23 protein-coding genes are annotated in these 22,681 nt (G+C 44.3%); 4 read left to right on the top strand and 19 right to left on the bottom strand.

All coding sequences use genetic code 11. The features are described from left to right. Positions 1-427: 427 nt before the first annotated feature. Complete coding sequence (gene acnA / locus CSV61_RS01175; protein WP_099637773.1) at positions 428-3,142, bottom strand: aconitate hydratase AcnA; 2,715 nt, start codon at positions 3,140-3,142, stop codon at positions 428-430. A 357-nt stretch (positions 3,143-3,499) separates the two neighbouring features. Here acnA and CSV61_RS01170 point away from each other — a divergent pair, with 357 nt between their 5' ends. Together CSV61_RS01170 and CSV61_RS01165 are read left to right on the top strand one after the other, a co-directional pair. Continuing rightward, entirely contained in the window at positions 3,500-4,048 is a 549-nt protein-coding gene (locus CSV61_RS01170) for a cysteine hydrolase family protein (RefSeq protein WP_099637772.1), read from the top strand. Positions 4,049-4,181: 133 nt separating this feature from the next. Then, complete coding sequence (locus CSV61_RS01165) at positions 4,182-4,436, top strand: GlsB/YeaQ/YmgE family stress response membrane protein (RefSeq protein ID WP_083031005.1); 255 nt, start codon at positions 4,182-4,184, stop codon at positions 4,434-4,436. A gap of 321 nt (positions 4,437-4,757) precedes the next feature. Here CSV61_RS01165 and CSV61_RS01160 read toward each other — a convergent pair whose 3' ends face one another. The 5 genes from CSV61_RS01160 to CSV61_RS01140 all read right to left on the bottom strand — a co-directional run bounded on the left by CSV61_RS01160 (position 4,758) and on the right by CSV61_RS01140 (position 6,839). Next, entirely contained in the window at positions 4,758-5,441 is a 684-nt protein-coding gene (locus CSV61_RS01160; protein WP_099637771.1) for a lytic transglycosylase domain-containing protein, read from the bottom strand. 20 nt (positions 5,442-5,461) lie between these two features. Beyond that, positions 5,462-6,052, bottom strand: coding sequence for an SCO family protein (locus CSV61_RS01155; protein WP_099637770.1), 591 nt, complete (start codon positions 6,050-6,052; stop codon positions 5,462-5,464). A gap of 119 nt (positions 6,053-6,171) precedes the next feature. After that, a complete protein-coding gene (locus tag CSV61_RS01150; RefSeq protein ID WP_083030996.1) occupies positions 6,172-6,300 on the bottom strand; it encodes a YvrJ family protein in 129 nt (42 codons plus the stop codon). Between the two features lie 75 nt (positions 6,301-6,375). Continuing rightward, a complete protein-coding gene (locus tag CSV61_RS01145; RefSeq protein WP_083030993.1) occupies positions 6,376-6,594 on the bottom strand; it encodes a DUF2922 domain-containing protein in 219 nt (72 codons plus the stop codon). Between the two features lie 23 nt (positions 6,595-6,617). Continuing rightward, complete coding sequence (locus CSV61_RS01140) at positions 6,618-6,839, bottom strand: DUF1659 domain-containing protein (RefSeq protein ID WP_083030991.1); 222 nt, start codon at positions 6,837-6,839, stop codon at positions 6,618-6,620. A 133-nt stretch (positions 6,840-6,972) separates the two neighbouring features. On the opposite strand from CSV61_RS01140, the gene CSV61_RS01135 reads away from it, so the two are divergent. Next, positions 6,973-7,383: a DUF2621 domain-containing protein gene (locus tag CSV61_RS01135; protein ID WP_037561795.1), complete on the top strand. Its 411-nt coding sequence runs from the start codon at positions 6,973-6,975 to the stop codon at positions 7,381-7,383. Between the two features lie 419 nt (positions 7,384-7,802). Here the strand turns inward: CSV61_RS01135 and CSV61_RS01130 are convergent, their stop codons facing one another. The 8 genes from CSV61_RS01130 to CSV61_RS01095 all read right to left on the bottom strand — a co-directional run bounded on the left by CSV61_RS01130 (position 7,803) and on the right by CSV61_RS01095 (position 15,910). Then, positions 7,803-8,318 (bottom strand): CcdC family protein, encoded by a 516-nt coding sequence (locus tag CSV61_RS01130; RefSeq protein ID WP_099637769.1) that lies wholly within the window; start codon positions 8,316-8,318, stop codon positions 7,803-7,805. Continuing rightward, positions 8,311-8,640: a thioredoxin family protein gene (locus CSV61_RS01125; RefSeq protein ID WP_099637768.1), complete on the bottom strand. Its 330-nt coding sequence runs from the start codon at positions 8,638-8,640 to the stop codon at positions 8,311-8,313. The genes CSV61_RS01130 and CSV61_RS01125 overlap by 8 nt, the downstream gene beginning before the upstream one ends. Positions 8,641-8,671: 31 nt before the next feature. Further along, on the bottom strand, positions 8,672-9,382 hold the full coding sequence (locus CSV61_RS01120) for a cytochrome c biogenesis CcdA family protein (protein WP_083030982.1): 711 nt from the start codon (positions 9,380-9,382) through the stop codon (positions 8,672-8,674). Between the two features lie 130 nt (positions 9,383-9,512). Next, entirely contained in the window at positions 9,513-11,285 is a 1,773-nt protein-coding gene (locus tag CSV61_RS01115) for an ABC transporter ATP-binding protein (protein ID WP_099637767.1), read from the bottom strand. After that, a complete protein-coding gene (locus CSV61_RS01110; RefSeq protein WP_099637766.1) occupies positions 11,278-13,038 on the bottom strand; it encodes an ABC transporter ATP-binding protein in 1,761 nt (586 codons plus the stop codon). Before CSV61_RS01110 ends, CSV61_RS01115 begins: the two co-directional genes overlap by 8 nt. Before the next feature lie 173 nt (positions 13,039-13,211). Continuing rightward, positions 13,212-14,462: a Y-family DNA polymerase gene (locus CSV61_RS01105; protein WP_099637765.1), complete on the bottom strand. Its 1,251-nt coding sequence runs from the start codon at positions 14,460-14,462 to the stop codon at positions 13,212-13,214. A gap of 201 nt (positions 14,463-14,663) precedes the next feature. After that, positions 14,664-15,077, bottom strand: coding sequence for a pyridoxamine 5'-phosphate oxidase family protein (locus tag CSV61_RS01100; RefSeq protein WP_099637764.1), 414 nt, complete (start codon positions 15,075-15,077; stop codon positions 14,664-14,666). Between the two features lie 80 nt (positions 15,078-15,157). Then, positions 15,158-15,910: a DUF2087 domain-containing protein gene (locus CSV61_RS01095; protein ID WP_099637763.1), complete on the bottom strand. Its 753-nt coding sequence runs from the start codon at positions 15,908-15,910 to the stop codon at positions 15,158-15,160. A gap of 219 nt (positions 15,911-16,129) precedes the next feature. Here CSV61_RS01095 and CSV61_RS01090 point away from each other — a divergent pair, with 219 nt between their 5' ends. After that, entirely contained in the window at positions 16,130-16,909 is a 780-nt protein-coding gene (locus CSV61_RS01090; protein ID WP_099637762.1) for an NRDE family protein, read from the top strand. 52 nt (positions 16,910-16,961) lie between these two features. Here CSV61_RS01090 and CSV61_RS01085 read toward each other — a convergent pair whose 3' ends face one another. From CSV61_RS01085 to CSV61_RS01065, 5 genes are all read right to left on the bottom strand, one after another. After that, a complete protein-coding gene (locus CSV61_RS01085) occupies positions 16,962-17,417 on the bottom strand; it encodes a helix-turn-helix transcriptional regulator (protein ID WP_099637761.1) in 456 nt (151 codons plus the stop codon). A gap of 215 nt (positions 17,418-17,632) precedes the next feature. Further along, positions 17,633-19,087 carry a carbon starvation CstA family protein gene (locus CSV61_RS01080; protein ID WP_099637760.1) on the bottom strand — a complete coding sequence of 485 codons (1,455 nt, stop codon included), beginning with the start codon at positions 19,085-19,087 and terminating at the stop codon, positions 17,633-17,635. Between the two features lie 138 nt (positions 19,088-19,225). Further along, positions 19,226-19,957: a LytR/AlgR family response regulator transcription factor gene (locus CSV61_RS01075; protein ID WP_099637759.1), complete on the bottom strand. Its 732-nt coding sequence runs from the start codon at positions 19,955-19,957 to the stop codon at positions 19,226-19,228. Continuing rightward, complete coding sequence (locus CSV61_RS01070) at positions 19,923-21,686, bottom strand: sensor histidine kinase (protein ID WP_099637758.1); 1,764 nt, start codon at positions 21,684-21,686, stop codon at positions 19,923-19,925. The genes CSV61_RS01075 and CSV61_RS01070 overlap by 35 nt, the downstream gene beginning before the upstream one ends. A gap of 32 nt (positions 21,687-21,718) precedes the next feature. Beyond that, entirely contained in the window at positions 21,719-22,552 is an 834-nt protein-coding gene (locus CSV61_RS01065) for a squalene/phytoene synthase family protein (protein WP_083030941.1), read from the bottom strand. Between the last annotated feature and the right edge of the window lie 129 nt (positions 22,553-22,681).

Below are 22,681 nucleotides of genomic sequence, written 5' to 3'. Positions count from 1 at the left end.
TTGAGTTTTTTACGGTAAGAGATGTGAGGTTGTGAGCGGATACGGACTGTGATAGATCGCTTACGGGTTGGGTATGAGCGGATGCGGACTGTGATAGAGCGGTTGCGGGTTGAGTATGAGCGGGCACGGATTCTGATAGAGCGCTTACGGGCTGAGTATGAGCGGGTACGGATTCTGATAGAGCGGTTGCGGGTTGAGTATGAGCGAGTGCGGTCTCTGATAGAGCGCTTACGAGTTGGGTTTGAGCGGTTGCGGATTCTGATAGAGCGCTTACGAGTTGGATAAGAGCAGTTACGTATGAACAATGAGCGCTTTACGTGAATTAAAGAGCGCCTGCGTGACGGTTTTCACTATTGCTCCATTCTTCTACTTGTAAAACACGCAAAAAAGATGCCCGGCAATGCCGGGCATCCTTATTTATTCCATATTACTTTGCTGCTAATTTGTTACGTAGAACCATTTGAAGGATTCCGCCGTGACGGTAGTAGTCCACTTCAACTTCAGAGTCGAAACGAGCTAGTACTTCAAATTCAGTTTCCTTGCCGTCTGGAGCTTTCGCTGTAACTTTAAGGATTGAACGTGGTTTTACGCCTTCAGCGATATTGACACTGATTTCTTCTTCACCAGTTAAGCCTAGAGACTCAACGTTTTCACCATTGATGAATTGAAGTGGAAGTACACCCATCATCACTAGGTTCGAACGGTGAATACGCTCGAAGCTTTCTACGATAACTGTTTTAATGCCAAGCAAGTTCGTACCTTTTGCTGCCCAGTCACGTGAAGAGCCCATTCCGTAGTCTTTACCACCAAGAATAGCTAGACCCGTACCGTCTTGTTGATACTTCATTGCTGCATCATAGATCGGCATAACTTCTTTGTTTGGCCAGTACGTAGTGAATCCACCTTCAGTGCCAGCTGCGATTTGGTTACGAATACGAATGTTCGCAAACGTTCCGCGCATCATGACTTCGTGGTTACCACGACGTGAACCGTACGAGTTGAAGTTACGTGGCTCTACGCCGTTTTCACGCAAGTAAATTCCAGCCGGTGTGTTCAAACCGATTGCGCCAGCAGGTGAAATGTGGTCAGTCGTGATAGAATCACCGAACTTACCGATTACACGCAAGCCTTTAAGCTGCTGGATATCCTCAGGTTCTTTCGAAAGGTTTTCGAAGAACGGTGGGTTTTGGATATATGTTGAAGACTCATCGAAATTGTATAGAGAATCGTCAGTCGTCTCAATTGCATTCCACGCTTCGTTTTCAGTGAATACACGAGCATATTCTTTACGGAACAACTCAGGTGTAACTGTCGCGTTCAATACATCGTTGACTTCTTGTGTAGAAGGCCAGATGTCCTTGAAGAATACGTCATTGCCGTCTTTGTCCGTGCCGATTGGATCTTTAGCGAAGTCAATGTTCACTGTTCCAGCTAGTGCATATGCTACAACTAGTGGAGGTGAAGCCAAGTAGTTCGCTTTTACGAATGGGTGTACGCGGCCTTCAAAGTTACGGTTACCTGAAAGGACAGATGTAACTAGAAGATCTTCGTCACCAATTGTTTTTTCGATTTCTGGAAGTAATGGACCTGAGTTACCGATACATGTAGTACATCCGTAACCTACTGTGTTGAATCCAATTTGATCCATGTAATCAGATAGGCCTGATTCATTCAAGTAGCCTGTAACAACTTTTGAACCTGGTGCCAATGAAGTTTTCACGTATGCAGGAGGCGTAAGTCCTTTTTCAACAGCCTTCTTCGCAACCAATCCAGCCGCTAACATGACGTAAGGGTTAGATGTGTTTGTACAAGAAGTGATAGCTGCGATCGCAACGTCACCTGTTTTAAGCTCTACTTTACGTCCGTCTTCGAACTTGATTGTACCTTTTTTCTCAAGCTCTTTTGGAGTTAAGCCAAAGCCTTGTGTTCCTTCTGGCGCTACAACTGCGTCTTTGAAAGACTGTTGCATTTCAGTCAATGGAATCAAGTCTTGTGGACGTTTTGGTCCTGAAAGGTTTGCAGCGATATCGCCAAGGTCGATTTCTACAACTTTAGTGAATGACGGCTCTTCCTTTTCAGGAGTAAAGAACATATCGTTTTCGATCAAGTATTGCTTGACTACTGCAATGTGCTCTTCGTCACGGCCTGTTAAGCGCATGTAATTAAGTGACTCTTCGTCAACCGGGAAGAATCCACAAGTAGCACCGTATTCAGGCGCCATGTTTGCGATTGTCGCACGGTCAGCAAGTGGTAATTTAGAAACACCTGGGCCGAAGAACTCAACAAATTTACCTACAACGCCTTGTGCACGAAGGGTTTGAGTTACTTTAAGCGCTAAGTCAGTTGCAGTTGTTCCGTCTGGAAGATCTCCAACCAATTTTACACCGATAACTTCTGGAATTGGGAAGTATGAAGGTTGTCCAAGCATGCCTGCTTCCGCTTCGATACCACCAACACCCCATCCAAGTACGCCGATCCCGTTGATCATAGTTGTGTGGGAGTCCGTTCCAACTAATGTATCTGGGTATGTTTCGAATGATCCATCTTCGTTTTCCACAGCGTGAACAACGTTTGCAAGATATTCAAGGTTTACTTGGTGAACGATACCTGTTGCAGGTGGTACTGCACGGTAGTTATCGTATGCTTTTTGTGCCCAGCTCAAGAACTGGTAACGCTCAGCATTACGTTCGAATTCAAGTTCCATATTCATTTGTAGAGCTTGTTGCGTACCATAGCTATCTACTTGTACCGAGTGGTCAATTACTAGATCCACTGGGATTTCCGGGTTGATCTCGTTTGGATCTCCACCTAGTTCGTTCATTGCAGAACGCAATGAAGCTAAGTCTACTACAACAGGAACTCCTGTGAAGTCTTGTAGGATTACACGTGAAGGTTTGAATGGAACTTCAGCGTCTGCGTTTTGTACAGTGCCCCATTTTGCTAAATCTTCAACATGATCATCCTTGATTACGTATCCGTCGTGTTGACGAAGTACGGATTCTAGTAATACTCTTACGGAATAAGGAAGTTTCGATACTTTTGTTAGTCCTGCTTCTTCTAAAGCTTTCAAACGGTAGTAGTTATACGTCTTGTCGTTTACTGTGAAAGACTGACGGCTATTATGCAAATTGCTTTTTGCCATTTTTATGTTTCCTCCCTTTATGTACTGAAAGACGAAAAGTTTACATCTTTCCTCTATTCCATCTTAGTATATCAAAGAACAATAGTAAAATACATATAAATTATAGGTATACATAAGAAAAGCTTATGACTAATCGAAATATCGTTAAGTATTCTCAATTAGTCATTATCATTCTCAAATAGCGCATCTTTTACGTATAGAAATGTCGTTTATGTCATTTACTGTATATCGTTATTCTAGAAAACGATAAATAATTATTTTATGTTTGATCTAAATTAATGAAGGCAAAGATGTCTTTACATATGTTTAGACACCGAGCCGCCACTATGAGAAACTAAAGGAAAGGAGATGTTTTATATGGAGAAAGCGTTACTCATTGTAGATTATACAGTAGATTTTGTTGCGAAGGACGGTGCATTGACTTGCGGTGAGCCAGGAATCGCTCTTGAGGACTATATTGTCGATCAAGCAGCAGATTATTTGAAACAGCAATTGCCGGTATTCGTCATCAACGACTTGCATGAAATACATGATCCGTATCATCCTGAAAGCAAGCTATTCCCTCCTCACAACATTCGAGGCACGAAAGGCAGAAATCTTTATGGAAAACTGCATGATCTGTATACCGAACACAACCAAGAGATCATCTGGATGGATAAAACACGCTACAGTGCATTCGCTGGAACAGACCTCGATATTCAATTGCGTGCCCGCGGTATTACGGAAATCCATCTTATGGGTGTCTGTACGGATATTTGCATTTTACATACTGCAGTTGATGCGTACAACCTTGGTTACACGATGGTCATCCACGAAGGCGGCGTCGCAAGTTTCAATGCGATAGGCCACGACTGGGCTCTCTCCCACTTCCAACACACATTGGGCGCAACCGTCATAGCTAAATAAAACCATCTAAAAGTTCAGCGAGTTTTTTCCCCGGCTGAACTTTTTTTATCGAAAAATGTTTGAGGTATTAAATAAATGGCAATACCAATACTAAGCGAGAGCTACATAACATATTGAAAAGGAGATGAGCAACATGAGCTTTTTATGGTTCTTAATTATCGGAGGTATCATTGGTTGGCTAGCTGGACTTATTGTAGGTAAAGATATTCCCGGCGGTATTATCGGTAACATCATTGCAGGTATTGTAGGTGCATGGATTGGTGGTGCACTATTAGGAGAATGGGGTCCACAGATCTCTAGTTTCTACTTCCTACCTGCATTAATCGGTGCGATCGTACTTGTATTCATTGTTAGCTTGATTATGAAGAGTATGCGCAAAGCTTCATAAAACTAAACATCAAAACGTGGAGATGCCATTTGGTGATCTCCACGTTTTTTTCGTGTTGGAAATGAATATCCTACGAGTTCGCTTTTTCGCTTATTCATTCAGCTAAACGCTCAATATTCATGCGTAACCGCTCTATGGTCGCCGCGAAGCGCTCTATAGTAGTTGGCAACCGCTCTATGACAGCCCGTCACCGCTCATACTTTACGTTATGCGCTCTATCACGACCTGGAACCGCTCTATCGCCCCGCTTTTTAAATTGTATCTAATAAATACATACAAAATAAAAAAACGCAGAGCCACCAAATTCGGTGGGCTCTACGTTTATTTCTTCACTCGCTTCTCTGATGCTATGCGTTGCTCTTCGAACTCACGGTAATACCACAATACATCTTCTACGTATTGTTCGCTATGATTATAGGTAAAAACTGCCTTTTCTATATTCCCGTCCGCTGCCCCGCTATCTGATAGATAATGGGCCGCGCTGAAAATGGCATCTTCTATATCAAATGGATCTGCTATTCCGTCACCGTTCGCATCGATACCATAGCCACCGTATTGATCGATGACAGCTGGATCAATTTTGTCGCGTTCAGGAATTTCTCCTTTGCCTAACTCCTTACAACCAGGATAATCCCAGCCAACGAACGTACACGGCATGAACTGCATCGGTCCTTCCGCTCCAACAGGCGAGACGTCGGTTTTCATTGTAGAGAACCTAGTCTCAATGCGGTGGTGTGCTGCGAGTAATGTCCAAGGAATATTGTATTCTTTTGCTGCTTCGATATAGATTGGAATAAATTCTTGTGGTACGGCTTCTCCCGTTTTACGGTCTTGAATATGAAATAACGCTGTAGCAGTTTCTGTAATGGTGTCGTGTTTTCCGAAATTCACCCAAAGAATGGCGGAAATCGTAAAGAGTGTGACAGCAACAGGTACTAATAAAACTAAAAAAGCGACCATAACGCGTCCCGATCGACTGAGTCTCTTTTTCTTTAATTTCTTCATTGCCTCACCCCTTTTAGTGATTACTTGCCTTCTTTGATGAGGGCTTTTATGTCTTTTACGATTGTATCATAGTCTACATCTTCGTTCCCACCGTATAATTTTACTACTTCATTGTTTTGATTCACCAAGCCGAAAGAGACGCCGTGGATGACTTGATCGTCGTTAGGAATTTGTTTCACTAGTTGTTTAAACGATGAAGCAGCCATTTTTTCAATGGTCTTCATTTCGTATCCTGTCAACATCTGCCACTTACTTTCATCTGGCGCGCTAAACATGTCGAGATACTTCGCTAGTTCTTCCGGTGTATCCACATCCGGGTCTACACTGAATGACACGATATTGTAATCCTCGATCTTATTGTCTATCAATTTTTCTTGCAACGTCACCATATTGCTCATCATTGGCGGACAAACGGTTGTACAGTTTGTGAATACGAACTGTGCCAGCCATACGGAGCCTTTCAAATCTTCATCGGTTATCGTTTCATTGTGTTGGTTAGTAAATTCAAATGAATCTACTTTATATTTATGGTCCGGTTTAAAACCTCCACCACACGCACTCAACATCAGCACGAATATAAGTGTCAACGGTACCAAAAGCTTTTTATACATTTTCGATTCCTCCACCTTGTTATAGTCACTTTATCATAACGAAAGTTGACAACGCATACAAGGTGAAGGCGTCCCGCATTTTGGCTAATTCATGTCAGAATCATGAAGTTCCTATGAAGTCATCTGTTTTTGATGTCCGAGAGAACGCCATGAATCGCCTCTAACTTTATTTCCAAACGATGTAGTAGATAAAACGATACGAATATCGGAAATCCGACATCTTGTATAAGCTGTAGCCAGTCCTCCATTGTTCACTCCTCCTCTTCTGTTTTCATTCAATGAAAAGGCCGGCTTCCAGTACGTAACTGAAAACCGGCCACCCCTTATCGACTGACGATATTTTGTGTATCACGCGCGACAATTCGTGCGCTTTTGATCGTAGCAAGTGGAGATTCTTCGATGAGGAAGATATTGCTTGCGATCACTTGCTGCATCACCGCTTCGACTTGCCCTTCCGTAAGGTCTTCATGCGGTTCATCTACCGTTAATTTCACTGGCTTATTCGCCGCGGTTAAAAAGGTTAATTCCAATACTTTTGCCATGTGCGCTCTCCTCCTGTACGGTTTTAGTTATGAAGATCTTCTGTTACAACTTTCTCGAGCTGAATTAATGGGTAGCTTGATAGGGAAGCAAGTTGTGTCAAAGCGGTGTACATATTTGCTGGTGTTGCATCATCATTGATGAATTTGTACGTTTTAATTTTGCGAATGAAGTGGCCTTTCTCGTTAGCGCCTGCATTAAAGTGGATCTTTGCCGTAGCCTGGCTGAATTCTAGTGCTGCTGCCATGTGTATCACCTCCTTTCATCCCCTATATAGACAGAAATCTCGAAAAGGATACTTTGTTAGTGAAATATTTCTCAATTGCTTTTATAATGGAAGGTAGAATGGAAGAGGTGAAAAAACCGTGCCAGACCTATTTATGTGGTTTATTATATTTTGGGGTATTGTGATGATCGGCTTATTCGCTATCGGTGGGTTCTTTATGTTCCGGAAATTCCTAAAAGTATTGCCGAAAGAAGACGGAAAATCGACGCTGGATTGGGAAGAGCATTATGTCAATGAGTCGTTGCATTTATGGAATGACGAAGCGAAAAGTATGCTCAACGAACTGGTTACGCCTGTGCCGGAGTTGTTCCGCGACGTGGCGAAGCAGAAGATCGGTGCCAAGATCGGTGAGATTGCGTTAGAAGACCGCGCTAAAACTATTGAGTTTGATCATATTATCAAAGGTTATATTTTAGCTACACCAAAGCGCGACCATAATTTCTTGCGCAAGAAGCTGAACCAGATGGAAATTGATATTCAGCCGTATGAACATTTATTTACGTGAACATAGAAACAGGATGCCCCCTAGTGAAGGAGGCATCCTGTTTTTTTGCGTGGTTGTAAGATTAGGTTTACTAGCTGTGTCAGAGAAAGATACATCATGGGATGGCAACTACAGATGAGGGACGGCCCGCGGTGAGCCAATCAGGTCGCAAGCTCCCTTTGATTGTCTCACCTGATCGGACTAATCCTCCGGGAGTCGCCCCCATCTTCCATTGCCATCCTTACATTGATGATTATAGCCTGTAAACTTACTTTCAGTGCACGGGCCTCAGAGCTATTTACTTTCTTAACTTCTACGACCCACACTATGTATATACGCCTTACGTTGCAAGGTATCGAAATCCCCTACTTAAAACGAATACCAGCCTTCTATTTTCATTTCCAAACATAAAAAAGAAGCCGCCACAAGGACGACTTCTTTCATACTATACTCTTCTCAAGCTTCTTAAACTTCGCCAACATACCGATTCGCCACGGCAGAATCATCGAGAATGCGAGGATGAAGAACATGCCGCCGAGCTCACCGATATCGATCGTGTTACTGAGGACGATCTTGCCGACCATGCGAATGACTAGCAGGCCGAGCAAGATGATCAGGAATGCTTTCGACTTCTTCATATAGATCCTGTTGTTCTTAATCTCGAACGTTGTCGTGTAAATCAAAAACGCAGAAAATAGTAGCCCTACGAGACTCGCCTCGAGCACTTGTGTCCATGGCACACGGAATTCGTCGAATAAGAACATGAACATTCCCGTCGACATGAACAGTGGCGGTAAGATGATTTTCTTCGCCACAATCGGCTTGTTCGACGCCTTCGCTCGCATCGTGTAGACAATTGTCGTCATGACGACGAAAATTACCGTCGAACCGATGATTAAGTAAATCGAAGGAATACTTGTGAAGACATAATCTATCAGTTCTTGTATCTTATGCATCTACGTTCCCCCACTGCACCAGCTCATCGAGACGTTTCTTCAAATCATTCATCGGAACAATCCGTGCGAAACGCGTCAACTCTTTCTGTTCGTTAAATAACAAGACGACCGGTGCCGTGAAGAGTGATAATTGTCCTGCCATTTCTGGAACTTCTGCTGCGTTCACCCGATAGAAGTCAAATGGATACTCACTTTCGAGTGCCGCCACTTGCGGATAAAGCCCTTCACAGACGGAGCAATTATTCGTCTTCACGAACAACAGAAACTGTGGCGTCTCATTCAATACATGCTGCCATTCGTCAAAAGAAGTAATTTCTTTCATCATACACCTCTTTTCTGCTTACCAGCTTACATTAAAAGCCTTGGAAGTCGCCAAAAATGGGGCTGAGCCAACTTGTGAAATAGACCATTCCGTTAAAGAACAGTATGATACCGAAGACGATCATCAAGTAGCCGCCTACTTTCGTAATCTTCATACTGTGTTTGCGGATCCAGCCAATTCTTGTGATGAAGAATGACAAGAAGAAGAATGGAATCGCGAAACCCAGTACGTAGAGCATCATATACAACATACTAGATGCCGGATTCGTCGCAGCCAGATAGATGATGGCACCGATGATTGGCCCCATACACGGCTGCCATCCAGCAGAAAATGCTAGACCGATCAGCGCCGTACCGAAGTAACCCGCGGGACGATTCTTAAATTGTAGCTTTTTCTCTTGCATGAGAAATTCTGGTTTAAATAATCCAATCGTCATCAGTCCGAAGATGATGATGAAAATCGCGCCTACCTGACGAATTAAATCTTGATATTGCAAGAAGATGGACCCGATAAAGGACGTACTGAATCCTAATATAATGAATACAATTGAGAATCCAAGTAAGAAGAACAACGTGTGCAACATGCCCGCACGGTTCATTCCTTTTTTCTTATCTCCGAGTTCATCTAGTGACATGCCGGTGATATACGATATAAAGGCCGGGTATAGTGGCAGTACGCATGGAGAAATAAAACTCAGGAAACCTGCTCCAAACGCAAAGAAAATATTAACATCCGTCCCCAACAAAATTCCTCCTTTAACAGTAGGACAAGTAGAATGTCGGCGGACGCCAACATTCCCACTCTATCGTACCAAACAAGAGGCTAGATTACGCTCCATTTGATTGTGAAATCTTTTTGACAATCACGGAAACTTACACTTGCGCGCCGTTTTGCAATTCATACATCGTGTAGTACAAGCCTTTTTGCGCAAGTAATTCCGCGTGTGTCCCACGTTCGACGATTTCGCCGTGGTGGAGTACGAGAATTAATTCTGCATCCGCAATCGTACTTAGACGGTGAGCAATCGCAATCGTTGTACGACCTTCGCGCATCTTCTCTAAACTTTTCTGGATGGCTACTTCCGTTTCTGTGTCAATATTCGCTGTCGCTTCGTCGAGCACAAGAACTTTTGGATTCATGGCAATCGTCCGGGCGAAAGCAATCAACTGACGCTGTCCACTCGATAACGTCGAACCACGTTCTGTCACTTTCTGTTCATAGCCGTTCGGCAACTCTTCAATAAAGTGATCGGCTTGGACGAACTCTGCAGCTTCTCGCACATCTTGATCTGTTAACTCTTCGTTATGCAATCGGATGTTGCTTGCGACATCACCGTAAAACATGAACGGATCTTGCAGGACGAGACCTACTTTCTTCCGCAATTCCTCTATCGGATACTCTTTTAGCGATACCCCATCAATGAAGATGTCGCCACGCTCGTATTCATAGAAACGCATGAATAAATTGATGATCGAACTTTTTCCGCTTCCTGTATGACCGACAAGTGCGACTGTTTCGCCTGCATTCGCGGTAAAGGAAATATCTTTCAATACATCATTTTTGCCATCGTAACTAAACGTCACATTACGGAATTCGATCGTACCTTCTTGGATCTTCTGATCAGATAGTGCTTTTTGCTTTGGCTCAATTTCTGAGTTGTCGATCAGGTCGAAAACTCGTGACGCGGATACGATTGCTTGCTGGAACATCGACAAACGTTGCATCACTTGATTAATCGGCTGGAATAAACGTCTTAGCAATGTAGTGAACGCATAAATAATCCCGACGTCGACGACCGACGTAAGCGATGCCGTTCCGAAATAACTGAGTACTGCAACGATCGAACCTGCATACATCAAGTCGATGAATGGCCCAAGCATCAAGCTGTCAAAACGAATATTTCGCAATCCGACGCGGTAATGCCCTTCATTGACTTCAATGAATTCGTCAGATAAGCGCTTCTCCTGGCGAAAGGCCTGAATCATATCCATGCCAGACAATGACTCGGAGATTTTCGCATTCAGCTGACTGAGCCGTTCGCGGATATCTTGATAGAAGTCCGCACTGTAATAGCGATAGACCGATACAAGAATTACGAATAGCGGCAATAGGATCAGCGTATAAAGCGCGAGTTTCCCGTCCAGCGTGAAGAGCGCAATATAGACGCCGACAATTCCAAAGATCGCCTGCATGAACGTAACCGCCACACTGACGAACATTTCCTTAATCGATTCTGTATCATTCGTTACACGTGAAACGATTCCGCCAGCAGGTGTCTGATCGAAATACCGTAGTCCAAGCTTCTGGACTTTCGAGAATGCATCGATCCGGATTTGCTGGATAATGGAGAGTGCGAGCTCCTGGAATCGCAATGTTTGGAAATATGACCCGACAATGTTGACGAGTTGTAGCCCGATGTAAATGAGTGCAATGATCCATACTTCTTTCACTGGGAAGTCTAGTGGTACGACATAGTCATCGAGGAATCGCTGGATCACTAAGGGCCCAAGAATCGTCGATGTCACCGTCAACAGCAATAATAGAATCGCAATCAGCGCACTTTTCTTCATCGGCAAGACGTATTTCGCTAGCCGCATGAACGTTTTGAACTGATCTCTGGCGGACATCTTCTGTTTGTTATTCATCTGCGCCGCCCCCTTGCTCTACGATCGACTCTAGCTGTTGCAGATCGTACATTTCTTTATACATCCCGTTTTGTGCGAGTAAGCTGTCATGGTCGCCAATTTCAACGACTTCTCCTTCATCGAGAACAATAATCTGATGAGCGTGCTGAATAGCACTTAATCGGTGCGACGTAATAATGGTCGTCTTCCCCGTTCTTTCTTCTTTCAATGAACGAAGAATCGCTTCTTCCGTCCGGGCATCCACTGCGGATAATGAATCATCCAGCAACAATAGCTCCGGATCCATGAGCAACGCACGTGCAATCGACACGCGCTGGCGCTGTCCACCGGATAACGATACACCACGTTCTCCAACCATCGTCCCGTAGCCTTCTTCAAACGTCAGAATATCCTCGTGAATATGGGCAGATTTCGCAGCCGCCACAATTTTCTCTGGATCAATCTTTGGGTTTGTAAAGGCAATATTTTCACCAAGTGTTGTCGAGAACAAGAAATGGTCTTGCGGCACATAACCGATTGCTTGGCGCAAACATTCCGTCTTATACCGCGTAATCGGAATGCCTCCATACGTAATTTTTCCTGTATACCCTTCGAATTCTCGCATTAATAACTTGAGAATCGCGGTTTTCCCTGAACCGGTCTTTCCGATCACGCCAAGTGTCTCTCCTTGCTTGATCGTAAAGTGTAAATTACGCAGTGATGCTCGCTTATCGTCTGGGAACTTGAACGTATCGATATCAAAGACGATATCTCCTTGCGGCAATTGACTCACCGCATTCGGACGATCTTGGATGCCTGGCTCAACCGAAAGTAAATCCTGGATTCGGCTGTACGATGCATTTCCTCGTTCAACAATATTGAACAAGAAACCAATTGCTAGCATCGGCCATGTTAACAGGCCCAAATAAGAAGTGAACGCAACCAAATCCCCGATCGACAACTCACCTGATAAAATGAAGCGTGTGCCGAAATAAAAGGATAGCACATATGAGATCGCAAAAATCCCTGCAATCGTCGGGTCAAACAACGCATCCACTTTCGCCACGCGCATATTTTCCTTGACGACTTGTTCCGAACGTTTCGTAAACGATTCGACATCTTCTTTTTGTTGACCGAACGTCTTCAGCACTTTAATGCCTGAAATACTCTCTTGTGCTTTGTCGTTCAAATCAGAGAATGCTTCCTGCGCCACGCGGAATCGATTACGTAATAATCGTCCATAATAACTTGTCAGGATGATCATCACTGGAATCGGTAAAAGAGCGATCAGTGTTAACTTCCAACTAATCGAAAACGCCATCATCAAGATGACGAAACCGCCTGTCGAAATGGAATCGAAAAGTGTCAGAATTCCTGACCCCGCCGTTTGTTGCACCGCATTGATATCATTCGTTGCGTGCGCCATTAAATCTCCCACACGTCGTCGTTGATAAAATGAAGGCGACATGCGCGTGAAGTGTGTAAATAGACGCTCTCTCATGACGCGTGCGAGGTATACCGATGAGCCAAATATCATCACGCGCCAAATATAGCGCAAGACATACATCAAGATTCCCGCTACTGCCAGAATAATCATCCAGCGCGTCAGCATCTCCGCGGTCAATTCATCTTTCGCCACCGCGTCGACAATAAAGCCGATAATTTTCGGCGGTGCCAGTTGCAGTAACGCAACAATCATCAGGGCTGTGATCCCTATGCTGTATTGTTTTTTTCTCTCAGAAAAAAACCAGCGTAAATCCAGTAATACTTTCACTGGCTTTCCTCCTTCGTTCTGCACCACTTCTCTTGCAGTATTTTTTACCATGCTCGCTATTTGAGTTTAGCAAAACTTCTAGCATATCGAAAGTTCCGGGACTGGGATATTTCAGCATTTGAACTAAATCCTTTCTATAATAGCGAGATGATACGACTTCATTCGACTAGTTTTTATTTATAGTGACCACCGATTAATTGATTCCTTCTATACGCTGTACCGCCTGGCGTAACGGACACTGCACGAAGAATCGCGGCAGATCCATACTTCACGCGAATTTCATCCATCACCTGACCAAGTTTCTGTTGCTTCCAGTTCATCGGTTCGAATAAACTGAGCTGAAAACTGTCATGTTCTTCGAGATTCGACAAGTTGACGGAAATATGGCGCACGGGACGCCCGTCATGGAATGTCTCAAACAGTTCTCGGCAGACACGATAAATTGCCATCGTTTCATTCGTCGCGTCCGCTAACGTTTTTTGACGCGTAAAGCCGCCACCGAGTGCGTGCTTTGAATAACCGAACGACAATGTAATCGTGCGCCCTTTCTTTTTCGCAAGCCGCGCGCGCATCGCCGTATCTTCACACATCTCAAGCAAAACAGCCAACACTTCGTCAGTCTTCGTGTAATCGCGCAACAATGTCTGGCCTTTGCCGTAACTCACTTGCCCCTCGATCAACACGGAACCGAGGTCGGAATAATCGATACCGTGCGCATGATAATACAGTTGATTGCCCATCACACCGAACTTCTTCTCCAAATTCTCAAGCGGTGTGTGTGCGAGATCACCGACTGAATAAATGCCCATATCTTCCAGTGTTCGCTCCACTCGCTTACCGATGCCCCACATTTTATGAAGCGGAGCAATAGGCCATAGCTTCTTTGGCACATCTTCATACGTCCAATGCGCAATCCCCGTTTTCTTCGCTTCTAGATCTAACGCAAGCTTCGACAGCAACATATTCGGCCCGACTCCGCACGCTGAACGCAACTCGAATTGTCGGTACAACTCATCCTGAATTCGGAAAATCAACGTCTCAAGAGGTCCCCACAGCTTTTCCGTACCCGTAAAGTCGACGAAACTTTCATCGATACTGTACACATGAATCGCTTCTTTTGGCACATAGCGGTTCAACAATTTTGTTAATTCCATCGACACATCGATGTAAAACTGCATTTTCGGTTCAATTAAATGAATACTTGGATCGTCTGGAATCTCATATAGTCGCATACCGGTCTTCACGCCAAATCGTTTTTTCAATGGCGGTGAAGCAGCCAGTACGACACCGCCTTTTCTTTCGATATTGCCGACAATCGCAATCGGCACTTCCATTACATCGAGTCCTTCCATTGCCGCAGCACAGCTCGCGTAGAAGCTGCGCATATCGAGGCATGCAATTTTTCTATTCGGTAATGGCTTCATCTAGCATTCACCTCTCAAAGGAACAAGTGTTCTTATGAGTAGTATAACCCCATTTATTGCGTTCAAGCAATGGTAATTCACGGGATTTGCGCATACTTGTGGTGAATTCTCCAACTAGACAAAAATATCCCGAAAATCAGAGTGCGACCTCTCACTTTCGGGATATACTATTCATGTATACTTTTTTGGTATAGTAATTATTTACAGGGAAATATCTTCAGGGGGTTGGCCCGATTTATTCATCAAACGAATCGATTCGGGTTCAATTTTTAAAATAACTAGATTCGGATCTTCAGGACCGTCAAACCATGGCTTCATATGATCGTTCCAGATTTTCTCTCTCAAGCTGTCGTCATCGGAAATGGTGACACGACCCGAGTACTCGACAAATGCATCGCCAAATCCTTCACCTTCATAGCCAAGAAGAATATGCGTATACGGATTATCTTGTAGCTCATCTACCTTTTCGGTTTGTTTATTAGTAGGTGTATACAAAGTCAAACCATCACTCATGAATGTCATATACCGGCTGTACGGTTTATTATGATCCACCGTCGCCATCGTTCCGATCATGCTTTCATCTAAGATCTTCTGTACTGTGTCTTTTGCAGTCATTTATTTCCGCTCCTTTCGCGATTACTCCTAGTCTTCCCACCTCCGCTATTTCTAAACCCGAAACGTTTCGCGCGAGCCACTCACTTCAGCCAATATTGACTGCCATTGCGGGTCTGACCGAAATAACCATATTCCGTTAAATAGTTCCGTAACGTAATGAACTCTTCATGGATTTCGGAAAGTCGATCATTCATCTCATGCTTACTGTACGAAATATCTCCGTCAAAGCGCTTACTAATTTCCTGAACAATAATCCGCCGCTGTTTTTCCGTCGATGGCATCTCTTTTAACTGGCCATCGGTTCCTTCAGGGAAAAATGTCCGCAGTATCGCTTGTTGCTCATCCTCGGCCACCAAGTAATCATCGTGGAATAGTTGAGACGCTTTATGTGGCGGAATAAACGCCTGCTCGTACGAATCACGTTCTTTCAATAACTCCATCATCGCCAGGAACACTTTCGCCTGTCGTTCTTTTTCTTTTAATGCAAAGCGATGATGTCGCACAGTCGTCGCACTGCCAATCTCCAGTTCTTCTTGTATATCTTTATCGCTTTTCCCTTGATAGAATAAACGCAATAAATCACCTTGATGATCGGTAATCCCTGACCACTTCTTATCCAGTTCAAGCAAATATGCAAATACCGACTGATGCGAATGTTCGATATGCACGTGCATAAATCGCTCCGCCTCATACAACGCATTCTCGTACGGGTATATCACGCCTTTTTCGATTTGTTTACCACATAATAAACAATCGTACGATGTAGAATTTTCTATATATCCTTGCTTCAATTCCGTTAATGAAGCATCCCAGAACGTTTCCGTAAACTCCATGCAGTCCACACTCCTATTATATTTTCAGCCTTAACAAACAAAGCCGTCATTTGTTTATCCAATACGATCTATGATACCCCGTATACTTCTTGACTTCAATAGTTCAGCAAACAATACATCATTTTGTTTGCTCCTCTTGTTTACAGCACTATCATACAGTCGCCAAACAAATTCGCACGTGATACACTGATTTTATACATACACAAACGGGGTGACATTATGTGTTTACTGGCATTTCAATTGCAAAGCCATCCAAAGTATCAACTCGTCATGATGGCGAACCGAGATGAAGCGTACGGACGTCCGACAGCACCCGCCAACTTCTGGAGCGATCATCCAGACATTTTAGCAGGACGCGACCTCGAACAAATGGGCACGTGGCTCGGTATTACGAAACAAGGGAAAGTCGCTGCACTGACAAATTATCGTGACTTCACACGACCGGAAACAGGTAAACTCTCACGCGGTCACATCGTCTCTTCCTATCTACAATCGGAGCTATCGGCACGTGCGTTCATGGAGCAACTGCATACAAACCGAGAGGATTACGCTGGCTGCAACGTACTGGCTGGGTCAGCTAAAGAGATGTTCTATTACTCGAACATCGAGCAATCGATCCAACAGCTAACCCATGGCACACACGGACTTAGTAATGCCTTTCTGAATACTTCGTGGCCTAAAGTGGATAAAACGAAAGCTTTGTTGGCGAAATATTTGGAGCAAACGGAGACGGTCGATCCGGATGTATTATTCGGTATGATGCAACGAGCGGAACGATTTCCGACCGACCAACTGCCTGATACTGGCGTCGGTGAAGATCTCGAAAGTTTACTATCCTCGATATTTATCGCGTCAAAAGACTATGGCACACGCTGCACGACGGTGCTGACAATAGATAGCGAAGATCACGTAAAATTCGAAGAGCGAACATACGAAAAAGGCATATGGACAACCACTCAAAAATTTTCATTTCACATGGAAAAACCGGCTCACTCTTAAAAGAGTACAGCCGGTTTTTATCTGTTTTTCATACGTTATTTTCATATAATGGTTAGAGTATGTCCATATATTTTTTAAATTCAGCTAAAGCTTTTTCACGATTTCCCGTACTAAATAAACGCTTATGATCCGCTCCGATTATGCGATAATGTCCACCTGCGGTATGTTGCTGCAATTTATATTGCTGCCATTGTCCGATCTCCGTCCACCAGTTAATCGACGCACTCGCAGCGGTTTCTCGCGAGTGAATCTCTGCATGTACTGCGATTTCAGCCAACTCAATTGGATCTTCTCCCATGACCGATCGCAATAGAGCGCTCTCGCGAAATAATGCGCAAACCACTACTGTCGTAGCCCAACTAATTTCCTGTCGACCTTTCTCTACCTGCACTAACGTCTTTTTTGAGATGCCTATGATCTCCGCCATTTGATCTTGCGTATAGTCCATTTCTGTTCGAATTAACTTCAAGCGAGGTGACACTAAGTTCATAACCGTCTGCTTATTCAACGTTTTATTCCTCCTTTACATCAATAGTGTATATTTACACTATTAGTTACTAAAGTTATTTAACTTGTAATATAGATGCTTATCATGTAATTTTTCTTCATTCGTGTAAACTGGATTTCCTCTATAGAAATAGTGTATCACAACTAGAATCCCTATATAAATCTACATAAAAAAACCTGCTGAACCGAAGCTCAACAGGTGGTCATTATATCGTATTAAATCGTTGTTGTAGAATCCCAGTTCGTAATATCTTCCTCTAATGGAAGCTGTGCAGCTCGAGCTTTTACTGCCGCGTTGAAGAATAGGGCGACTAGGAAGATCGAGATGACAGTCGCTCCAATTAAGGCGACATTCATCGGTAAGCCAAATCCAATGGCTGCGTTTAATATATACGTCGTCGTCGCCATCAGCATGAACGTTCCGGGTATAAGTGCGACCCAGTAGTTCTTACCGGCAATGAAGAGATACATCGCACCGACAAATAATGCGATGGCGGCTGTGGACTGATTCGCCCAAGAGAAGTAGCGCCACAGAATATTAAAATCTATTTGTGTCAATACAATCGAGATAGCGAACATCGGAAGCGCGATCACTAGACGGCTCATGACTTTAGCTTGCGGGTATTTGATGTAGTCCGCGATAATCATGCGTGCACTACGGAATGCTGTGTCGCCTGAAGTGATCGGTAAGATAATGACACCAATCACGGCAAGTGTTCCGCCGACAGCACCAAGCATCGTGATGGATACTTCGCTGACAATCACTGCCGGTCCGCCAGCTGCAAGCAATTCACTTAACGTCACACCGTTGAACAACGCCATACCAGCTGCTGCCCAAATCATCGCAATAACGGCTTCTGCGATCATCATGCCGTAGAAGATTTTGCGACCTTGGCTTTCATTCTTCGTTGTCCGGGAAATAATCGGAGACTGCGTCGCATGGAAACCAGATAGCGCGCCACACGAGATCGTCAAGAATAATAACGGGAAGATCGGAATATTATCTGGATGTAAGTTCGCAAATGTCAATTCCGGAATTGGCACACCTTTGATGACCATCATGCCACCGATCCCGACCGCACTGATTACAAGTAATGCGCCGAAGATTGGGTAGAAACGACCGATGATCTTATCGATCGGTAATAGTGTGGCCAAAATATAATAAAGGAAAATAAGTGCTAAAATGATTCCTAGAGCCATCCAACCATTCATTAGGTTGTACAGCAATCCTGCTGGTGCCGAAACGAATACCGTACCGACTAGAACGAGTAATAAAAGGGCAAAAGCGTTGACGACATGTTTCATAAATTTCCCGAGGAATTTTCCTGCCAGTTCAGGCAAGTGTGCTCCGCGATTTCGGATGGAAATCATACCAGTCAAATAATCATGTACAGCGCCTGCGAAAATCGCGCCAACAACGATCCAGATAAATGCGACGGGTCCGTATAACGCACCCATAATCGGTCCGAAAATCGGGCCTACACCTGCGATATTTAGTAATTGAATCAACGAGTTCTTGCTAGTGCTCATCGGCACATAGTCAACTCCATCTGCGCTCGTATACGCAGGTGTCGCACGTTCTTCCTTGACGCCGAACATTTTGACAATGTACTTACCATACGTAAAATAGCCAACAATTAATAATACGATAGAAAATAAAAATGTAATCATTGCTTGTAAACCTCCCTCAAAGTGATAACGCTTACATTAACTATAATAGAAAGGTGTCCAAATCATGACAAAATCTCGCAACATGTCAGAATCGCGAAGTGAGATGCACTCCGAGAGATTAACATGTTACGAGATTTTTTATCCTTCGAGGCGTTGGCGTAATTCTTTTACATAATTTCGGCTAACTGACAATTTCTCCGGTCGTTGATCGACTTCTAACTGATACGCTCCATTGAACCAAGGCGTCAAACTACTGACATGCACGAGGTTCACGAGTATACTTTTATGGATGCGAAAGAACGATGAATGGGTCAATTTATTCTCGAGTTCTTTCAATGTCATGCGCGTTTCATAATCGCGCGTGGGCGTAACAATCTTCGTCCAATTTTCTTCTCGGTGTACATAGAGAATGTCGCCAATCGGGATATAGTAAATTTCACCATCCATTTCGACCGGCAATCGATCGATTCGTTTCGGTGACGCATCGGTTTTTGGCTGTAACAACAATTGTTCCACACGCGCAATTGTCTGCTGCAATTGTTCTTCATCGTACGGCTTCAGTAAATAATCTATCGCATGAACACGAAACGCTTCGACCGCGAATTGCGGATAGGCAGTCGCAAATACGATCAGCGGCACTTTCTTTAGCGAGCCAAGTGTCCTGGCTACTTCCATGCCGTCCACTTTTGGCATTTCAATGTCAAGAAACACTACGTCTGGCTGCAGTTGCATCGCCTTGACAATCGCTAACTCCCCGGAATCCGCTTCTCCGACAATCTTCACTCGTTCAAATTGCTCCAGTAAATAAATCATTTCTTCGCGCGCATACCTTTCATCATCCACGACCAATGCGCGAATCATTTCCGTCATATCCGTTCACCTCCGACTTCGGAATGTAGAATGAAATCTTCGTTCCTTTACCCGGTGTACTTTCTATTGCGAGTCCTGAATTCTCATCAAACGTCATCAGTAAACGTCGATTGACATTATACAAACCGAGCCCTGTACCTTTTCCCGATTCGACTTGATCTTTTCCAAGCGTAGCGAGACGCTCAGGAGCAATTCCGACACCGTTGTCTTCCACTACAATATGAATGGCGTCTTTACTTTCATGTATTGACACATGGACCATCGCATTTGCGTCCAATTCTTTAATACCGTGCGTAATCGCATTTTCAACAATCGGTTGCAACGTCAGTGGCGGAATCTTCTCCTGCAGGACGCTCGGATCGACGTCAATACAAATCTTCAGTTTATCAATGAAACGTGCTTCTTCAATCATCAAATACGCTTCGACGTGCGCCAACTCTTGCTGTAACGTCACCATTTTCGCCGTCGTACCTTCAAGATTCTGACGTAAAAAGAACGACAACGACGACAGCAATTTCCGTGCTTCATCCGGATTTGTCCGTATCAATGAAATGATAATATTCATTGAATTGAACAGAAAATGCGGACTGATCTGCGCTTGCAACGCCTGAATTTCCGCTTCCTTCGCCAGTTGATGCGCATGATCCGCTTCGGCAATTTCCAGTTGGTTGCTGAGTAATTCAGCCAGTCCTGCAATTAATTCAATTGTGACATCGGTAATCGCTTTACGCGAAGGATAAAATAATTTCAATGTCCCGATTGTTTCGCCACGTGTTTTAAGCGGTGCTATGACCGTCGCTCCGGAAGACGATACACCCGGCTGCTCATGCGTGAAGGAATCCGTCACAATAAGTCGACCTTCCTGAATCACTTGACGCGTTAAATCCGTCTGAATCGGGCCTTGCATAATCGTGCCTTTAGAGCTAACAAACGCCAGTATATCCGTTTTATCTGTCATTGCGACAGCACCTGGCTGCAACTCGTTCATCAGAATACCGCACACGGCCGAAGCGGTATCTTTTCGCATACCTGTCCGTAAATAGCCAAGCGTTTGATCCGCGATGCGCAATGTTTTCTGCGCTTGCATTGCCGTCATTTTATCTTGATCACTGATGACGTTATACGCAATCAGCATAAATAATGCAGTCCCCATACCGTTTGCTAAAATCATCGGCATGCCAATCGTTTGAACCAATGCAAACGCTTTCTCAAATGGATTCGCAATGAGAAGAATGAGCAACATCTGTAACGCTTCTGCAGCCGCTCCAATCGTGAAGGCCAAAAGCGGGCTAATATGCTTGCCCTTCTTATAGAAGTAACCTGCCAGAACACCTGAAATAATCGTAGCAATTCCACACGAAATAGCCGTGAATCCACCTAAAGACATCCGGTGAATCCCGGCGATGAGTCCAGCACCGATTCCGAGTCGATAGCCACCAAGCAACCCTGCGACGACCACTCCGATCACACGGGAGTTTGCAATCGCCTCATCGTTAGCGAGTTGCCACGACATATTTTCAAATTGAAGCGTCTGCATATCCAGTGCCACACCGAAATACGTTCCAAAAACCCCGAATAATCCAAAAAAGAGTATCGCCGTCAGCTCTTGCCGACGATCCAATACGTCTTGATGGATCATATTTTGGAAAAATCGAAAACGAGTCAGAAGGAAAGCGACTGCCACAATCATTCCGACCCGTTCGAACATAATGATCAGTAAATCTAGCATCGCCATCCTCCATTCACTCGATTAACCCTACATCATTTTAGAATCGCTTTGTTCACGACCGATACTACTTCGACCCGCGACATTTTCTCGCGTCCTTCTTTCAGTGCATCAAGTGTACTATGCGCAAGCGCCAACGGAATGTTGCAGAAGTTTAGAATGGTCTTCGTATGGATGTCTTCAATATATGCATCCGCGAGTGCCAAATTCTCTTCCGCATACGCGAACATCTCCGGCAATTTCCAGTCATTCGGGAAGAAGTTCACGTCACGCACTGCGTCTTCTTTGTAGTTACGCAAAATATTCACAGACTGCAACCCGCGACCAAAACCAATCGCTAGGTCACGATCCGTCTCCGTACCATCATACCAGCGCCAAATATCCGCAAGCATAACGCCCACTAGTCCAGCGACATAGTACGTATAATCATCGAGATCTTCACGCGTCTCGATCACCCAGTCCTTACCTGCCCACTCCGCCATGCCACGCCCCATGATCGCAGTCGATTCGAGTACTTTATTACGTGCCGTTTCCGGACAGAACTCTACCCAGTCAGCGAGACGCAACGTCACTTCAGGCAACTGGTCGCGGTATGGTGCGAATAACTCGTCTAGTGCAGACGCCATCGATTCGCCAGTTGCGATCGTATGGTCGAGAATGTCGCTTACTTTGTTCAGCAAGTCGGTAACGATCGTCACGTCCAGTTGTTCGTGGTCTTCGATTTCATCGATTGCCCGCATGCACAAGTACGCAGACGCAACGGCTTCGCGAACGTTTGGTTCAAGTAATTTAATTGGTATGTAAAATGTACGGCTTGTCTCTTTTAAGACTTTCATCGCTTCTTTTTGTAGTTTTGCTTCGGTTTTCATGTAAGGTTCCCTCCATCAATCTTTGCACAGATAGTGATTATATAGAATGATTTTATTATAGCATTGATTGTATGAGGGGTGCGAGTGGGGAGGTGTTTAGGGCAGGAAAAGCTAGTTGGTTATGTGACG

Source organism: Sporosarcina sp. P3 (assembly GCF_002743415.1).
Taxonomy (GTDB): Bacteria; Bacillota; Bacilli; order Bacillales_A; family Planococcaceae; genus Sporosarcina; species Sporosarcina ureae_A.
Note: the sequence above shows the minus strand (reverse complement) of the source record. Positions and strands in the feature narration are given on the sequence as shown.